General features: G+C 66.5%; 17 protein-coding genes. 6 read left to right on the forward strand and 11 right to left on the reverse strand.

Annotated elements, in window-relative coordinates; genetic code table 11:
- Positions 1-79: 79 nt before the first annotated feature.
- Positions 80-205, forward strand: a complete 126-nt coding sequence (locus J2S76_RS22395; RefSeq protein ID WP_307064255.1) for a hypothetical protein — start codon at positions 80-82, stop codon at positions 203-205.
- Positions 206-380: 175 nt separating this feature from the next.
- Here J2S76_RS22395 and J2S76_RS22400 read toward each other — a convergent pair whose 3' ends face one another.
- On the reverse strand, positions 381-1,532 hold the full coding sequence (locus J2S76_RS22400; protein WP_307064257.1) for an alpha/beta hydrolase: 1,152 nt from the start codon (positions 1,530-1,532) through the stop codon (positions 381-383).
- 113 nt (positions 1,533-1,645) lie between these two features.
- The gene (locus J2S76_RS22405; RefSeq protein ID WP_307064260.1) at positions 1,646-1,852 is read right to left on the reverse strand and encodes a hypothetical protein; all 207 of its coding nucleotides are present in this window, start codon (positions 1,850-1,852) and stop codon (positions 1,646-1,648) included.
- A 90-nt stretch (positions 1,853-1,942) separates the two neighbouring features.
- On the opposite strand from J2S76_RS22405, the gene J2S76_RS22410 reads away from it, so the two are divergent.
- Positions 1,943-2,830, forward strand: a complete 888-nt coding sequence (locus tag J2S76_RS22410; protein ID WP_307064262.1) for a LysR substrate-binding domain-containing protein — start codon at positions 1,943-1,945, stop codon at positions 2,828-2,830.
- A gap of 66 nt (positions 2,831-2,896) precedes the next feature.
- Here the strand turns inward: J2S76_RS22410 and grxD are convergent, their stop codons facing one another.
- The 6 genes from grxD to purC all read right to left on the reverse strand — a co-directional run bounded on the left by grxD (position 2,897) and on the right by purC (position 7,721).
- Positions 2,897-3,235, reverse strand: a complete 339-nt coding sequence (gene grxD / locus J2S76_RS22415) for a Grx4 family monothiol glutaredoxin (protein WP_018391434.1) — start codon at positions 3,233-3,235, stop codon at positions 2,897-2,899.
- 72 nt (positions 3,236-3,307) lie between these two features.
- Complete coding sequence (locus J2S76_RS22420; RefSeq protein WP_018391433.1) at positions 3,308-3,541, reverse strand: BolA family protein; 234 nt, start codon at positions 3,539-3,541, stop codon at positions 3,308-3,310.
- 13 nt (positions 3,542-3,554) lie between these two features.
- Positions 3,555-5,768 carry a phosphoribosylformylglycinamidine synthase subunit PurL gene (gene purL, locus J2S76_RS22425; RefSeq protein ID WP_307064264.1) on the reverse strand — a complete coding sequence of 738 codons (2,214 nt, stop codon included), beginning with the start codon at positions 5,766-5,768 and terminating at the stop codon, positions 3,555-3,557.
- Between the two features lie 45 nt (positions 5,769-5,813).
- Positions 5,814-6,512, reverse strand: coding sequence for a phosphoribosylformylglycinamidine synthase subunit PurQ (gene purQ, locus J2S76_RS22430; RefSeq protein WP_307064266.1), 699 nt, complete (start codon positions 6,510-6,512; stop codon positions 5,814-5,816).
- A 4-nt stretch (positions 6,513-6,516) separates the two neighbouring features.
- On the reverse strand, positions 6,517-6,759 hold the full coding sequence (gene purS / locus J2S76_RS22435; protein ID WP_131835799.1) for a phosphoribosylformylglycinamidine synthase subunit PurS: 243 nt from the start codon (positions 6,757-6,759) through the stop codon (positions 6,517-6,519).
- Positions 6,760-6,911: 152 nt separating this feature from the next.
- Positions 6,912-7,721, reverse strand: coding sequence for a phosphoribosylaminoimidazolesuccinocarboxamide synthase (gene purC / locus J2S76_RS22440; RefSeq protein WP_026221476.1), 810 nt, complete (start codon positions 7,719-7,721; stop codon positions 6,912-6,914).
- A 313-nt stretch (positions 7,722-8,034) separates the two neighbouring features.
- Between purC and J2S76_RS22445 the strand changes: the two genes are divergently transcribed.
- Both J2S76_RS22445 and J2S76_RS22450 read left to right on the forward strand, forming a co-directional pair.
- Positions 8,035-8,358, forward strand: a complete 324-nt coding sequence (locus tag J2S76_RS22445) for a DUF1476 domain-containing protein (RefSeq protein ID WP_307064269.1) — start codon at positions 8,035-8,037, stop codon at positions 8,356-8,358.
- 378 nt (positions 8,359-8,736) lie between these two features.
- Positions 8,737-9,441 carry an SH3 domain-containing protein gene (locus J2S76_RS22450; RefSeq protein WP_307064271.1) on the forward strand — a complete coding sequence of 235 codons (705 nt, stop codon included), beginning with the start codon at positions 8,737-8,739 and terminating at the stop codon, positions 9,439-9,441.
- A gap of 66 nt (positions 9,442-9,507) precedes the next feature.
- Here J2S76_RS22450 and purB read toward each other — a convergent pair whose 3' ends face one another.
- Positions 9,508-10,815, reverse strand: coding sequence for an adenylosuccinate lyase (purB, locus tag J2S76_RS22455; RefSeq protein WP_307064273.1), 1,308 nt, complete (start codon positions 10,813-10,815; stop codon positions 9,508-9,510).
- Between the two features lie 151 nt (positions 10,816-10,966).
- Here purB and J2S76_RS22460 point away from each other — a divergent pair, with 151 nt between their 5' ends.
- Positions 10,967-11,599, forward strand: a complete 633-nt coding sequence (locus tag J2S76_RS22460; protein ID WP_307064275.1) for an N-acetylmuramoyl-L-alanine amidase — start codon at positions 10,967-10,969, stop codon at positions 11,597-11,599.
- 4 nt (positions 11,600-11,603) lie between these two features.
- Here J2S76_RS22460 and rpe read toward each other — a convergent pair whose 3' ends face one another.
- Both rpe and J2S76_RS22470 read right to left on the reverse strand, forming a co-directional pair.
- Positions 11,604-12,290 carry a ribulose-phosphate 3-epimerase gene (gene rpe / locus J2S76_RS22465; protein ID WP_307064277.1) on the reverse strand — a complete coding sequence of 229 codons (687 nt, stop codon included), beginning with the start codon at positions 12,288-12,290 and terminating at the stop codon, positions 11,604-11,606.
- 78 nt (positions 12,291-12,368) lie between these two features.
- Positions 12,369-14,534, reverse strand: a complete 2,166-nt coding sequence (locus tag J2S76_RS22470) for an inverse autotransporter beta domain-containing protein (protein WP_307064278.1) — start codon at positions 14,532-14,534, stop codon at positions 12,369-12,371.
- A 316-nt stretch (positions 14,535-14,850) separates the two neighbouring features.
- Here J2S76_RS22470 and J2S76_RS22475 point away from each other — a divergent pair, with 316 nt between their 5' ends.
- A complete protein-coding gene (locus J2S76_RS22475) occupies positions 14,851-15,231 on the forward strand; it encodes a hypothetical protein (RefSeq protein WP_370874831.1) in 381 nt (126 codons plus the stop codon).
- The last annotated feature ends 185 nt before the right edge of the window (positions 15,232-15,416 follow it).

The following is a 15,416-nucleotide window of genomic DNA, read 5'->3' on the forward strand; positions in this document are numbered from 1 at the left end:
CCCCGAGCGGCACAGTGACGGGCAAAGAAAAAGCCACCACTTGGTGGGACACGATCCGTTTAATGGAAGCGAGGGACACATGAGTGGGAATGAAGTGAGCGTCATTCGGAAGATCTGGCGCGCGCCGCAGTTGAAGGTCATCGGCCTTCCTGTCGCGACACAACAATTTAATGGTGGCGAGGGGGATGCAAACACCGGCAGCTGAGCTGCCTCTGCAGCGCCTGTTAGGAGCCCCGGGCGGTGTTCCACAGCCGCCCGTAGGCGATACGGGCGGCTTGGCGCCATCTCAACGGACCGCGCGCAAGCTGGCCGGGTGACGCGCCTTGTATTCAATTATCTCATACCCAAAAGCCGCCCGGAAGGGCGGCTTTTTTGTTGGTTCAGCCCGCCGGCTCGATGCGGTACAGCCGGCCCGCTCTTAGCGGCGTGCGTCCGTCGATCTGGTCGGGTGCCTTGCCGGCGATGACCTGCCGGACGTCGTAAATGACTTCCGGCCGAAGTCGGTAATATTGATGGCGACCATGCTTCCAGGCGCTTGTATCGCTGACGGCCGCGCAGTCAATGCCGTATATATTGGTGTCTAGCCCGTCGATGATGCTCGGGCCCCTATTTCCAAGCCGGTCCGGGTTGACTTTGGTGATGTCGCTTATCAGAAGGGCGAGGTCGTTCTTGCTATGATAGACATGTATCGCTTCGGCCATCTGTGGAAGCAGCCCAAGCTTGTGCCTGTGCTCCAGCGCATCGGCGTCCTCGTCTGCGGCCATCAGGAAGGCGTTGGTGAAGATCTTCGGCAGGCGCGCGCCGTGGATGAGCGCGCGAAGGGATAGAAGGGCATGGCGTAGCGCCCAGTTTCCCATGCTGTGGGCGACAAGGTGAATGCACTGCTCGCAGGGCTCGGCCTGGGCCGCGATGTCCTGTTTGCGAAGTTCCATCAGGTAGTCGAGCAGCCGGCGCAGGCTGCGGGCAATCGCCTTGCCGGAGGATTCGGCGTCGTCACGATCGCTGAAATACTTCCATTTCGAGCCGGTCTCGCCGTTCTGGCCGAAGCCCAGCCCATCGCCGCCATCGGCGGGCCAGCTGAAAGCGAAGACGAGCGGCGCCCCGTCGCCATCCAGCCAGGCATCGTGCAACTGCGCGGCGCGCTGGATGCAGGTCTCGAAGCTCGAATTGAAGCCGTGGATATAGACGACGATGTTCCGCCGCTGCACGCGGGATTTGTGGGTGAGCTCGGCAAATATCTTGCTCGAGCCGAGCACTTCCTTGGCATCCGCCGTGTCGGCCGATGCTTCGGGCTCGACATGGATGGAGTCGATGGTGAAGGCATCGTCCGGCTTCTCGGCCGGGTCCGCGTTCTTCGTCACCTCGGCATAGCCGACCCGGTAGATCGCCGGCCCCTCGACATTGTAGCGGTCCCTGAACGGCGGAATGCTGGCTTCGACGTAACGCCGGTTGGTCGCAAAATAGATGCGCATGGCCCTGTCCCCCTTAGGAGCACCATTAACGCATCGGTAAAATACAACTTCAAGTGACAAAATGCAGCCATAGAGGGTGTGATCAGCCCGCCAGTTTGTGCTGGCGCGGGGCGGAGGAGCGCTCCCGCTACCAATAAGCCGCCCCGGTGGGCGGCTTTGTTGGGCGGGCGCCCTCAGCGAGCCAGGCCTAGCCGGGCCAACGCCCCGAGCGTCCAGACCCGCCTGGACGGCCGGGGCGCAGGCGCCGCAACCCGCGCGCCGACGTCCTCGCGGCAAAAGCCGGTTTCATCGCGGCCATGGTTCACGCGTCGATGCGGCGGGCGCTGAAACGTCGCCAGCGCGATCGTATCGATTAGTACATTGAGCAAAATCGTCGGCATGGGGGCATCTCCTCGGCCGCCATCTGAACCCCTGTTGGCGCCGGTCGACAAACGAGCTTATGATCGCCCTCGCATGACTTGAGGTTATGAATGAAACGAGGCCGGCTGCCGCTTACCGCACTGCGCAGCTTCGAGGTGGCTGCGCGGCATTCCAGCTTTACCCAGGCCGCCGCCGAACTCTTCATCTCGCAGGCGGCGATCAGCCGGCAGGTGCGGGACCTGGAAGCGCTGATCGGGTGTCCACTCTTCGAGCGGCGTCATCGTGCCGTGGTGCTGACGGCAGCCGGCCAGGAACTGCGGGTGACGCTGACCGCTTCCTTCGACAGCATCGGCGATTGTCTCGACCGGCTGCGCAGCACTGATGAGCAACCGCCGCTGATCATCAGTTGCGAGCCGTCCTTTGCCTCGTGCTGGCTCATGCCCAATCTCGCCGATTTTCAGCGGCGTTATCCCGGCATTGATCTCGATATTGATACCGATCGGCGCTTCTATGAATTTCGCGGGCGGGATCCCGCCATCGCCATCCGTCACAGCGAAACGCAAAGTCGGTGGCCGAGGGTCGAGAGCCGCCCGCTGTGCACGACACGGCTGACGCCGGTGCTCTCGCCCGCCCTGCTGCGTGATGGCGAGGCGTTACAGCGGCCGGAGGAGTTGTTGACCTACCCGCTGGTTCACGAGGAGCGGCGCGATGTGTGGGGGCAGTGGTTTGCCGCCGCAGGAATCACCGCGCCGGCCGCAGCGCAACGCGGGCTGGTCTATGCGGAAGGTGGCCTCACCTTGCAGGCGGCGCTGCGCGGGCAGGGCGTGGTGCTCTCCGATGACCGGCTGGCGTCTGACGCTCTCGCCCGGGGCGAACTGATACGGCCCTTCGCGCTTTCCATTCCCTTCGGCGCCTACTGGCTGGTGGCCCGCCGCTTCGTGACGCTGCCACCCTCCGGCGAGAGTTTTCTCGCCTGGATCGAAGGGCATTTTCGCTGACATGCCGCCGGAAACAGAACGGGGCGCCACCTGCGCCCCGGAATGCCGCAGAAATCGCGAAACGCCTCAGGCCGTCGCCTTGCCCATCACCGGGACGCCCTTTTCTTCCAGCAGCGTCTGCAGCTCGCCGGACTGGTACATCTCGCGGACGATGTCGCAGCCGCCGACGAACTCGCCCTTGACGAAGACCTGCGGAATGGTCGGCCAGTTGGTGTATTCCTTGATGCCGGTGCGCATCTCGTCGGAATCGAGGACGTTGATGCCCTTATAGTCGACGCCGAGCAGGGCGAAGACCTGCGCCACCTGGCCGGAGAAGCCGCACATCGGGAATTGCGGCGTGCCCTTCATGAACACGACGACGTCGTTGCTCTTCACCTGGCTGTCGATGAAATCCTGAATGCTCATGGCGTGCCTTTCGCCCTTGCGGGCCTCGCGAGAGGGGGTCGTGGCGGCGCGGGTTGGGGGCGCCGGCCGCCTTCAGTCGGGTACATTGGTCTGAAGCGCGAGGGCGTGCAACACGCCGCCCATCTGGCCCTTCAGCGTCGCATAGACCATCTGATGCTGCTGCACTCGGCTCTTGCCGCGGAAGCTCTCGGCGATCACGGTCGCGGCATAGTGATTGCCGTCGCCGGCGAGATCGCGGATCTCGACCGAGGCGTCCGGCAGACCTTCCTTGATCAGCCGTTCGATTTCGGCTGCTTCCATTGCCATCAGACAGGCTCCCTCACATCAAGCCCGCGCCCATATAGATGGGCAGCCAGGCCTCGTGCCGCTCGCGCAGCGCGTCCACTACAATTGGGCGCTCGCCCGCGATATGCAATCGGTCGCCGCCTGTTGTGCCGAGCTTGGCGACCGGGATGCCGGCCAGCTCCGCCCGGCGCAGCACCAGTGCCTTGGCGCTGCTCTCGACGGTGACGATGTAGCGGGCCTGGTCCTCGCCGAACCAGAAGGCGAAGGGGTTCATGTCCGGCGGCGGGGCGGCGAGGTTGGCGCCGATGCCGGAGGCCAGCGCCATTTCCGTCAGCGCCACCAGCAGCCCGCCATCCGACACGTCGTGCACGGCGGTGACGAGGCCGTCATTGATCAGCCCGCGCACGAGATCGCCGGTCTTGCGCTCCAGCGCGAGGTCGACCGGCGGCGGGGCGCCGTCCTCGCGGTCGAGGATTTCCGAGAGGAAGGCGGACTGGCCGAGCCAGCCGGTGGTGGCGCCGAGGACGAGGATGGTCTCGCCATTGGCTTTGAAGTCCAGCGTCGCCATCTTCTCGATGTCGTCGAGCACGCCGACGCCGCCAATGGTCGGGGTCGGGAGGATGCCGCGGCCATTGGTTTCGTTGTAGAGGCTGACATTGCCGGAGACGACCGGGAAGTCCAGTTCCAGCGCCGCCGCCCCGATGCCGCGCAGGCAGCCGACCAGCTGGCCCATGATCTCGGGTTTTTCGGGATTGCCGAAATTGAGGTTGTCGGTCAGCGCCAGCGGCCGGGCACCGACGGCGGTGAGGTTGCGCCAGGCTTCCGCCACCGCCTGCTTGCCGCCCTCGAACGGGTCGGCCTCGCAATAGCGGGGGGTGACGTCGCAGGTCATGGCAAGGCCCTTGGGGCCGTCTTCCACCCGCACCACCGCCGCGTCGCCGCCGGGGCGCTGCACGGTGTTGTTGAGGATCAAATGGTCATACTGCTCCCAGATCCAGCGCTTGGAGGCGAAGTCGGGCGAGCCGATCAGCCGTTCCAGCGCGCCGGGAAGGGTGGCGGTGATGTCGAGCGAAGCGGGGTCGATGCGCTGCTGCTTGGGCGTTTCCACCCAGGGGCGATCATAGAGCGGGGCCTCGTCGCCCAGTTCCTTGATCGGCAGGTCGGCCTTGATCTCGCCCTTGTGGCGGACGACGAAGCGCAGCGTGTCGGTGGTGTAGCCGACGATGGCGAAGTCGAGGCCCCATTTGAGGAAAATGGCTTCCGCCTGCTCTTCCTTGCCGGGCGCGATCACCATGAGCATGCGCTCCTGGCTCTCGGAGAGCATCATCTCATAGGCGCTCATGCCGGTTTCGCGGCAGGGCAGCTTGTCGAGGTCGAGCTCGATGCCGAGGTCGCCCTTGGCGCCCATCTCCACCGCCGAGCAGGTGAGGCCGGCGGCGCCCATGTCCTGAATGGCGACGACACAGCCCGCCTCCATGATTTCAAGGCACGCTTCCAGCAGCAGCTTTTCGGCGAAGGGGTCGCCGACCTGCACGGTGGGGCGTTTTTCCTCCGCGCCCTCGCCAAACTCTGCCGAGGCCATGGTGGCGCCGTGGATGCCGTCGCGTCCGGTCTTCGAGCCGAGATAGACCACGGGCAGGCCGACGCCGGTGGCCTTGGCGTAGAAGATCTTGTCGGCGTCGGCGAGGCCGACCGCCATGGCGTTTACAAGGTTGTTGCCGTCATAGCGGGTGTGGAAGCCGACCAGCCCGCCCACGGTGGGGACGCCGAACGAATTGCCGTAGCCGGCGATGCCGGCCACCACGCCTCCCACGAGATGGCGGGTGCGCGGGTGCTTGGGGTCGCCGAAGCGCAGCGCGTTCAAAGCCGCAATCGGGCGCGCGCCCATGGTGAACACGTCGCGCAGGATGCCGCCGACACCTGTACCGGCGCCCTGATAGGGCTCGATATAGGAGGGGTGGTTGTGGCTCTCCATCTTGAACACGGCGGCCTTGCCGTCGCCGATGTCGATGACGCCGGCATTCTCGCCCGGTCCCTGGATCACCCAGGGCGCCTTGGTCGGCAGGCCGCGCAGATGCAGGCGCGAAGATTTGTAAGAGCAGTGCTCGTTCCACATCGCCGAGAAGATGCCGAGCTCGGTGAAGGTCGGCTCGCGGCCGATCAGCTTCAGGATGCGCTCATACTCGTCGGGCTTGAGGCCATGCTCGGCGACGAGTTCGGGAGTGATTTTCGGTTCGGAGGGGATCATGCGAAGGCCGTCATTCCGTTACGCGGTCGGGCAGGGCGGGCGGGGTCACGCCTTCTCCAGCGCGCCGACGATGCTTTCGAACAAAGCGCGCCCGTCGGTCGGGCCGACCACCGGGTCCACATGGTTTTCGGGGTGCGGCATCAGGCCGAGCACGTTCAGCTTCTCGGAGACGATGCCGGCGATGGAGTTGGCGGCGCCGTTGAGCACCTGCGCGTCGTCGCGGTGCCCGTCCGGCATCACATAGCGGAACAGCACGCGCCCTTCCTCCTCCAGCCGCTTCAGCGTCGCTGCGTCGGCGGTGTAGTTGCCCTCGCCATGGGCGACGGGGTAGCGCACGATGGCGCCCCGCGCGTAGCGGCGGGTGAAGGGGGTGTCGTTGCGCTCAACCTTCAAGAGCGCCTCGCGGCAGATGAAGCGCAGGCGGGCGTTGCGCACGAGCACGCCGGGCAGCAGCCCGCTCTCGCACAGGATCTGGAAGCCATTGCAGATGCCGAGCACCAGCCCGCCGCGGGCGGCATGGGCGCGCACCGCCTCCATGATCGGGGCGCGGGCGGCGATGGCGCCGCAGCGCAGATAGTCGCCATAGGAAAAGCCGCCCGGCAGGACGACGAGATCGGTGCCCGGGGGAAGCGCGGTGTCGGCGTGCCAGACCATGGCCGGCTTGACGCCCGAGACCATGTGGAGCGCGCGTGCGACATCGCCCTCGCGGTTGGAGCCGGGAAAGACGAGGACGGCGGATTTCATGGCGTCAGTCCACGAGCTCGATGCGGTAGGTTTCGATCACCGTATTGGCGAGCAGCTTCTCGCAGGCGTCCTTCAGCGTCGCCTCGGCCTTGGCCGGATCGCTGGTGTCCAGCTCGACATCGAAGACCTTGCCCTGGCGGACGCTGGAGACGCCGGGGACGCCGAGCGAGCGCAGGGCGCCCTCAATGGCCTTGCCCTGCGGATCGAGCACGGCGGATTTCAGGGTGACGAGGACGCGCGCCTTCATGGATCACTCTCGGGCAGGTTCGTGCGACAGAAGCAGCGGGAAAAACAGAAACGGGGGCTTTGAGGCCCCCGCCTACCATTTGGCCGCGAACGGCTCAATGCTGGAATGCGGAATGGCTGACCCGAGGGCAGCGCATCACGCATCCGGCATCATCACTCTTCGGGTTCGGACTTCACCAGAACCGGACCGCCCGTCTGGACGCGCTCGTTCTCGGACATGATGCCGAGGCGACGGGCGACTTCCGAATAGGCTTCGACCAGCCCGCCCATGTCGCGGCGGAAGCGGTCCTTGTCGAGCTTGTCGTTCGACTTGATGTCCCACAGCCGGCACGAATCCGGGCTGATCTCGTCGGCAACGACGATCCGCATCATGTCGTTTTCCCATAGGCGGCCGCATTCCATCTTGAAGTCCACAAGACGGATGCCGACGCCGAGGAAAAGGCCCGAGAGGAAATCGTTGACGCGGATCGCCAGGGCGATGATGTCGTCGATTTCCTGAGTCGTGGCCCAGCCGAACGCGGTGATGTGCTCTTCCGACACCAGCGGGTCGTTAAGCGCGTCGTTCTTGTAATAGAACTCGATGATCGAGCGCGGGAGCTGCGTGCCTTCCTCGATGCCGAGGCGGGTCGACAGCGAGCCGGCGGCGACATTGCGCACGACGACTTCCAGCGGGATGATCTCGACCTCGCGGATGAGCTGCTCGCGCATGTTCAGCCGCTTGATGAAATGCGTGGGGACACCGATCTCGTTCAGTCTCAGGAAGACATATTCCGAGATGCGGTTGTTCAGCACGCCTTTGCCGTCGATGACATCGTGCTTCTTGTTGTTGAAGGCGGTGGCGTCATCCTTGAAGTGCTGGATCAGGGTGCCGGGCTCAGGACCTTCATACAGGACCTTCGCCTTACCTTCATAAATGCGGCGGCGGCGGCTCATGGGTGGGTACCGTCGGTTGAGGAAGTCCATTAGGATGCCGGGGCTCCGGTTCCGGGTTCACGGCTGGGGGCGCCGCACGTCTGCGCACGCTCGGCGCTCTGACGATTCGTCTCGCATTGGTGCTGACACCCTCGCGCCGACACTAGCCCATCGGGGGGGCGGATACAAACGCCGCCACGCGGTATGGCGTCCTTGCGTGGCGGGGTGCGACACCATCCACCGCAAACGCCGCCGATGAGCGTCACATTGCCGTAGGGCGAGGCGCGCGGCGTCGGCGGCGTTGATTTGGGGCCGGGGTCGGGATAATCAAGCCGGCGCTTTTACCGAGACACGGGGCGATCACATGAGCACGTTCGACAACCGCGAAGATGCGTTCGAGGCCAAGTACGCCCACGACCAGAACCTGCGGTTCAAGGCCATGGCGCGGCGCAACAAGGCCCTCGGCCTGTGGGCGGCCGAGAAGCTCGGCCTCACGGGCGACGAGGCGAGCACCTATGCCGGCTCCGTCGTCGCGGCCGATCTGGAAGAGGCCGGCGACGAGGATGTCTACCGCAAGCTGAAGGCGGACTTCGATGCCAAGGGCGTCGACGTGTCCGAGCACCGTATCCGTCGCACCATGGACGAACTCCTGGCGGCCGCGATCGAGACGCTGAAGAACGACGGCTGACGCCTCGTTTCCGCCAGCGCCACACTCCAGCGCCGGCCGGCAACTTCCGGCCTGCGACGCATGCCCGGCCACTATCGGCCGTGCGGCGCCCTGCCGACGATGGATGGCCACGCCGTTCCGTCCGGCGGATCACCATCCTCTGCCTCGCCTCGGCCTTGCCGCGCGGCGCCCCGCCGGGCGCGGGCGCTTGCACCGCTGCGGCTGGCGGACGGATGAGCGCGGCCCTTCGTCTCCTGGTCCCTTCAGGTCCGGCGCGGCGCGCGCCGGACGGCGATAGGTAATGCAACCAATTTCGCCCGATTCGATTGGTACCGAGGATGGATATCGATCGGGTCCGCCGGGAAACGTGGCCTCAGGCGCTCCCTCAGGGAGGTTCACATGCAAAAAATCTTCAAAACGCTGGCACTCGCCGCCAGCCTTCTCGTCGGCGGGGCGGCGTTTACCGCCGCGTCGGCTGCGGTGGTGACGCGCGATCTCAATGTGCGCGCCGGCCCCGGCACAAATTTTCGTGTGATCGGCACGCTGCCGGGCGGCACGCGGGTGAATGTCGGCGGTTGCCAGGGCAATTGGTGCCAGGCGGCCGGCGGCTGGGTGAGCGCCAGCTATCTCGCCGGCGGCAACCAGACCGTGATGGTCAACCCCAATTACGTCGCGGACGATGTCGCCCTTGGCGTCGGCGCCTTCGCGCTTGGCGCCGTGGCGGGCTCAGCCTGGGGGCCGGGTTGGGGCGGCGGCTATTACGGGCCCGGTCCCGGCTGGGGCTATTACGGCCCGGGCTGGCGCCCGCGCCCGGTGTGGTGGGGTGGTCGTCCGGGCTGGGGCCCGCGTCCGGGCTGGGGCCCGCGTCCCGGCTGGGGCCCGCGTCCCGGTTGGGGTCCGCGTCCGGGTTGGGGGCCGCGTCCGGGCTGGGGGCCTCGTCCCGGTCGTCCGGGCTGGGCCGGTCCGCGTCCGGGTCGCCCGGGCTGGGGCGGTCGTCCCGGCATGGGCCCGCGCCCGGTCTTCGTGCGCGGCGGCGGCTTCAGCGGCGGCCCGCGCGGATTCGGCGGGCGCGGCTTTGGCGGTGGCGGGCGCGGCTGGCGCTGACCTGCTCGCATCCGTTCTTACGAGAGAGGCCGGGGGAAACCCCGGCCTCTTTGCGTTGCGGCATGGTCAGCTGCGGCCGAAGACCCGCTGGAAGATCGTGTCGACGTGCTTGAGGTGGTAGCCGAGATCGAATTTCTCGGCGATCTCCTCTTCCGACAGATAGGTGCGCACATCCTCGTCGGCGGTGAGCAGGGCCTGGAATTCGCCCTCGCCGCGCCAGACCGGCATGGCGTTTCGCTGCACGAGGCGATAGGCGTCCTCGCGGCTCGCGCCCTTCTGCGTCAGCGCCAGCAGCACGCGCTGCGAATGAACGAGGCCGCCGAGCCGATCGAGATTCTTCTGCATGGTCTCGGGATAGACCAATAGCTTCTCCACGACGCCGGCCAGCCGGTTCAGTGCGAAGTCGAGCGTCACCGTGGCATCGGGGCCGATCATCCGCTCGACCGAGGAGTGCGAGATGTCGCGCTCATGCCAGAGCGCCACATTTTCGAGCGCCGGCGTGACCATGCCGCGCACCAGGCGGGCGAGGCCGGTGATGTTCTCGGTGAGCACCGGGTTGCGCTTGTGCGGCATGGCCGAGGAACCCTTCTGGCCGGCGGAGAAGAACTCCTCGGCCTCCAGAACCTCGGTGCGCTGCAGATGGCGGATCTCGATCGCCACCCGCTCCATCGAGGAGGCGACGACGCCGAGCGTGGCGAAATAGGCGGCGTGGCGGTCGCGCGGGATCACCTGGGTCGACACCGGCTCGACCTTCAGCCCCATCTTGGCGGCGACATGTTCCTCCACCCGCGGGTCGATCTGGGCGAAGGTGCCGACAGCGCCTGATATGGCGCAGGTCGCCACTTCTGCACGCGCCGTGACCAGCCGGGCGCGGTTGCGCTGGAACTCAGCATGCGCCTGGGCGAGCTTCAGCCCGAAGGTGGTCGGCTCGGCATGGATGCCGTGCGAGCGGCCGATGGTGGGGGTGAGCTTGTGCTCGAAGGCGCGGGCCTCCAGCGCCGCCAGCAGCCGGTCGACATCGGCAATCAGGATGTCGGCGGCGCGCACCAACTGCACGGCGAGGCAGGTGTCGAGCACGTCGGACGAGGTCATGCCCTGATGGACGAAGCGCGCCTCGGGGCCGACGATCTCGGAAAGGTGGGTGAGGAAGGCGATGACGTCGTGCTTGGTAACGGCCTCGATCTCGTCGATGCGGGCGACGTCGAAGGTCACATCCTTCGCCATCTCCCAGATCTTCGCGGCGGCCTCCTTCGGCACCACGCCGAGCTCGGCGAGCGCATCGGTGGCGTGCGCCTCGATCTCGAACCAGATGCGAAAGCGGGTCTGCGGCTCCCAAATGGCAGCCATTTCGGGGCGGGAATAGCGCGGGATCACGGGCGGGCTCTTTCGTCGTGGGTCGGGGTCAGGCGCGGCATTAGCAGGCAATCGGGGCTGGGTGCAACGGCGTGCCCAACACGGAAAAATTGTTATAGATAAAAATACAACGTAAGATGGTGCCGCTCATTCTCTGGCCGGGGGGCCTGATATGCCGCTGATCCAGGTTTCGCCGTGGCTCGCCCACGGCAATCGCAAGCATCCGCCGTCGCTTATCGTTCTGCATGCTACCGCAGGCTCGACCGCATCCTCCAGTATCAACCATCTGCGCGGCGTCGGCTTGAGCTATCACTACATCATCGCGCGCGACGGGAAGGATTCCGCCAAGAGCGAGAACGCCAACGGGACGGCGCCGATCATCTATCACTGCGTGCCGACGGCGAACCGGGCCTTTCATGTGGCCTCGCAGGTGCCCACGCCATCCGGTCAGGGGGCCTGCAACGAGACCGGCATCGGCGTCTCGCTTGCCAATATTCAGCGCAGCAGCAATCCGGAGCCTTATCCGCCGGCGCAGCTTGCCGCGCTGGATGAGCTCGTCGCGAAGATACTGGCGGAGAATCCCACGGTGCGGTGGCTGACAACCCACGCCGTCGTCCAGCCCTGGAACCGCGCCGATCCGCGCGGCATCGACGGTTCAGCGATGGCCCGCAAGCACGACCTGACATGGTGGCAGCCGACGCCGGAACAGATCGACCAGCACAGACCGCCAAAGCCGCGCGTCGCCGGGGGCGGGCCAGTTCGCCCAGCTGTAGTCGCCCCGGCTCAGGCTGCCGGCCGCGCGTGAGCGCTCACACAAGCTCGCCGCGTGCCCGCAGCGCGGCGCTGCGGATGGCGTCGATATTGCCGGCATAGGCCTGTGCGCCGCCCTTGAACACGGCGGAGCCGGCGACCAGCGCGTTGGCGCCGGCCTTGATGCAGGCGGCGGCGGTGTCCTTGGTGACGCCGCCGTCGATCTCGATATGGATCGGCCGCTCGGCGACCATGGAGGACAGGGTAGTCACCTTGTCCATGACCGAGGGGATGAAGGCCTGGCCGCCAAAACCGGGATTGACCGTCATCACGATGATGACGTCGATCAGGTCGAGCACATGCTCCACCGCATTGGCAGGGGTGGCGGGATTGAGCGCGACGCCGGCCTTCTTGCCCAGCGCGCGGATCGCCTGCAGTGAGCGATGCAGGTGCGGGCCGGCTTCGGCATGGACGGTGATGTGGTCGGCGCCCGCCTTGGCGAAGGCTTCCAGATACGGGTCCGCCGGCGCGATCATCAGATGCACGTCGAAGGGTTTTGCCGAGAACGGCCGCACCGCCTTCACCACATCCGGGCCGAAGGAGATGTTGGGCACGAAATGCCCGTCCATCACGTCGATATGAATCCAGTCGGCACCGGCGGCATCTACCGCGCGGACTTCCTCGCCGAAGCGCGCGAAGTCGCAGGCGAGGATGGAGGGGGAGAGGATCAGCGGGCGTGTGGTCATGGCGGGGGCTCCGGCTGTTTGCCGGGGCGTAGCATCAAGGCGCCGGGGCGGCAATGCCGTCCCGGCGTTCTCTAGGGCTCAGAGGCCGCAGGAGGCGGAGAGCGTGCCCACCGGCACCGTCGCCCCGCCAATAGCGAACACCTGTCCGCCGGTCTGCGTGAGTTCGGTGCCGGACCACTGGCCGGCATCGGCCGAGCAGGGGACAGACACGTTGCTGGTGGCGATGTCGCCGGAAATGTCCTGGATCGGACCCGAGACATAGACGGCGGAGCTGCCGCTGGCGATCACCTCCACATCGGTGAAGCTCACCCCCGTCACCGGTCCGCCGGCGAAGCCATAGGCGTCGCCATAGAAATAGACGCCATAGCTGCCGGGGTTGGAGATGGTGACATTGGTGAAGCTGATGTCGCTCGACGGGTTGAGGAAGATGCCGGCGCGGTAGGTGTCCTCGATGAAGGCATTGGACACCGCGATGTCGGTGGTCACGCCCGGCAGGTTGAAGGACGAGGCGAACATCAGCCCGTTGATGCCGCCCTTCAGCGTCAGGTCGTCGAGCACGGCATGCGTGGTCTTTTGCAGCACGATCAGGTCCATTGAGCGCTGCATGGCGGAATTGTCGATGCTGATCGAGCGCAGCTCCGCCCCGTCGACGCCGACCAGCAGTATGCCCTCGCGGCGGCTGTTGACGATGGAGAGGTTCTGCACGGTGAGGTTGCCGCTCTGGCCGGTGATGGTGTTCTCCCAGTCGATCTCCTCATACTGGCTGCCGACAAAGAGGCCGTAGGTGACGTTTTCCATCGACACGTCGCGGATGGTCAGGTCCTCTACCGCCAGCGCGGCGATGCCGGCATTGCGCACGACATTGGGATTGAAGATCGACCATTCGCATTCCGTGTTGTTCTCGCAGGTGGCGAGGTCGTGGATGCGGGTGGAGGCGATGGTGGCGCCGGAGACGCTTTCCAGCGAGATGCCGTGCTCGGCGGTGCCGGATATGTCGAGATCGCGCATCACGATGCCGGAGACGCCTTCCGCCACCACGCCGGAGCGGCCGCCACGCAGGGCGAGCGAGGCCACCGCGCTGCGGTTGCCCTCCAGCGAGAGCACATCGTCGAGCGGGTCGGTGCCGTTCAGCGTCGCCGCCGGCAGCGCATTGCGGAACACCGCCGTGCCGCCGCTCACCGCGCCGCGCACGGCGAGCGCGCCGCCGCCGCCGAGCAGATACTGGCCGGTGCCGAGCGCGACGGTGGAATCGACGTCGACCGTGCCGGAGGCGAGCACAAGCGCGCCATTCCCGGCCGTCACCAGCCGGGCGTTGATGGTGCCGGCATCGTCGCCCGCGCCGATGGCGACCACCCGGCCGGCAACCGCGCCGGTTTCGGTATAGACCGCCGCCTCCGCCGCGCCGGTGGCGCCGACATGGGTGCGGATCGCATCCGAGCGCTCGACCCGACGGTAGAGCGGGTCATAGGGCGCCTGGCCTGAGGTGTCGCCGAGCGGCACGCGCAGCCGGGCGAGGAAGATGCCCTGCGTGTCGTATTGCTCGTCATAGGTCAGCCCGGCAATGAGCGTCAGCCGCGAGCCATTGCCGAAGGCGGGAAGGCCGGCGCGCGAGACTTCGACCCGCGCGGAGACGCCCGGCACGTCCTCGACGCCTTCACCGGTGTACCAGTAGCCGCCAGCGAAGAGCTTGATCTGCGTGAGATCATCCGGCGTGAGGAAGGGCAGGCGGTAGCCGATCTCGCCATCGAAGCCCTGCAGCGCGGTTTCCTCGCCGGCGCGGAACACCAGGCGCCCGGCCTCGATCAGCGCGGCATTGGCGCTGGCCAGCGCGGCCTCAAGGTCGCCCACCGGGAGATAGCCATTGGCGCGCAACTCCCAATCCTGGCTCAGCGCCTCGACGCCGAGGCCGAACTGGGTGAAGTCGTTGTCGTACTGGCTGTTCAGATAGTCGAAATAGCCATTGATGCCGTAAACCCAGCCATTCTCATGCCGGAAGCGATAGCCAAGGCCCACCGAGCCCTGCTCGATTTCCTGCTCACTGCCGAAGCTGGCGCGGGCATCGAGGAACAGCAGCCTGTCCGTGTCGCCCAGCATGGGAAGGAACAGGTCGAAGCTGCCAAAGCCCTCGTTTCCTACGCTGCCGAGCGTGGCTTCCACCGAGGCGGGGGAAATGCCCCGCGGGTCGGCCATTGCCGGCAGACTCACCGTTGCCGCGACGATCACGGGAAGTACGGCGCGTCTCATGTGCACTCTCCTGGGAATGTGTCGGGACATTTTCGAACCCGACCCAGCGCGTGCGATAGCACCGATTTCCGCCACAAAGAACGACGAACGACTCTAACCTATTGATAATAAATGTATCTTTGAATTGTTCGTATTCTAATGAGGAGGGTCCCGATCCCACCCCCCGAGCGGGCCCTACGGGCGGCGGGGCCACACCGCAGGACGCTGCGGAACTCCCTTATTGCCGAGCGTGGGGAAAAGGCGTCCCATTACCGCAGCGAATCCGCTGCGCGCGAGGCGGCGCCGGAGGCGTGGTCCTGAGGAGGGAAATGTCATGATGAAAAAGAGCATGCTCGCCGCGCTGGCGGTGCTGTCCACCGCCGGTCTGTTCGGCATGGTGCAGGAAGCCAGCGCCTGGCGCGCCGCCGGCTGCGGCGCGCGCGGCTGTGGCGTTGCGTGGGGCGGCGGCTGGCGCGGCCCCGGCCATTATTACGGCCCCGGCCGCTATTACGGCCCGGTGCCGCGCGGTGGCGGCGTGGTCGTGGTCAACCCGCGCCCCTATTGGCCGCCCGGCGGCGCGGTCGCGGCCGGTGCCGCCCTCGGCTTCCTCACCGGCGTCGCCGCCGCCAATCTCGCTGGCCCGCCGCCGCAGCCGAACTATTGCTGGTTCTATACCAACCCGCAGCGCACCCAGGGCTTCTGGGAACCGTGCCCCTGATCTGCGCGCCGATCGCGCGTCAATGAAAAAAGGGCGGCCGGAACGCGCCGGCCGCCCAAGGGGAGGGTCCCCCAGCCGGGATGACCGGCCGGGATCGTTCGCGAGGGCAGGCAAAGCCTGCTCACCCGGATCGACGCCATCGCGTCGATGGAAGTTCGATGGCAGCGCGCGGCCTCGCATCGGCC

Source organism: Ancylobacter vacuolatus (genome assembly GCF_030813595.1).
In the GTDB taxonomy this organism is placed as follows: domain Bacteria; phylum Pseudomonadota; class Alphaproteobacteria; order Rhizobiales; family Xanthobacteraceae; genus Ancylobacter; species Ancylobacter vacuolatus.

Bases quoted from the DNA above. Each gene is read 5' to 3' on its own strand.
- rpe (WP_307064277.1), bottom strand. From the start codon at position 12,290: ATGACCACACGCCCGCTGATCCTCTCCCCCTCCATCCTCGCCTGCGAC.
- J2S76_RS22445 (WP_307064269.1), top strand. From the start codon at position 8,035: ATGAGCACGTTCGACAACCGCGAAGATGCGTTCGAGGCCAAGTACGCC.
- J2S76_RS22470 (WP_307064278.1), bottom strand. From the start codon at position 14,534: ATGAGACGCGCCGTACTTCCCGTGATCGTCGCGGCAACGGTGAGTCTG.
- J2S76_RS22460 (WP_307064275.1), top strand. From the start codon at position 10,967: ATGCCGCTGATCCAGGTTTCGCCGTGGCTCGCCCACGGCAATCGCAAG.
- J2S76_RS22450 (WP_307064271.1), top strand. From the start codon at position 8,737: ATGCAAAAAATCTTCAAAACGCTGGCACTCGCCGCCAGCCTTCTCGTC.
- J2S76_RS22405 (WP_307064260.1), bottom strand. From the start codon at position 1,852: ATGCCGACGATTTTGCTCAATGTACTAATCGATACGATCGCGCTGGCG.
- purC (WP_026221476.1), bottom strand. From the start codon at position 7,721: ATGGACTTCCTCAACCGACGGTACCCACCCATGAGCCGCCGCCGCCGC.
- J2S76_RS22395 (WP_307064255.1), top strand. From the start codon at position 80: ATGAGTGGGAATGAAGTGAGCGTCATTCGGAAGATCTGGCGCGCGCCG.
- purL (WP_307064264.1), bottom strand. From the start codon at position 5,768: ATGATCCCCTCCGAACCGAAAATCACTCCCGAACTCGTCGCCGAGCAT.
- purQ (WP_307064266.1), bottom strand. From the start codon at position 6,512: ATGAAATCCGCCGTCCTCGTCTTTCCCGGCTCCAACCGCGAGGGCGAT.
- J2S76_RS22475 (WP_370874831.1), top strand. From the start codon at position 14,851: ATGAAAAAGAGCATGCTCGCCGCGCTGGCGGTGCTGTCCACCGCCGGT.
- purS (WP_131835799.1), bottom strand. From the start codon at position 6,759: ATGAAGGCGCGCGTCCTCGTCACCCTGAAATCCGCCGTGCTCGATCCG.
- J2S76_RS22410 (WP_307064262.1), top strand. From the start codon at position 1,943: ATGAAACGAGGCCGGCTGCCGCTTACCGCACTGCGCAGCTTCGAGGTG.
- J2S76_RS22420 (WP_018391433.1), bottom strand. From the start codon at position 3,541: ATGGCAATGGAAGCAGCCGAAATCGAACGGCTGATCAAGGAAGGTCTG.
- grxD (WP_018391434.1), bottom strand. From the start codon at position 3,235: ATGAGCATTCAGGATTTCATCGACAGCCAGGTGAAGAGCAACGACGTC.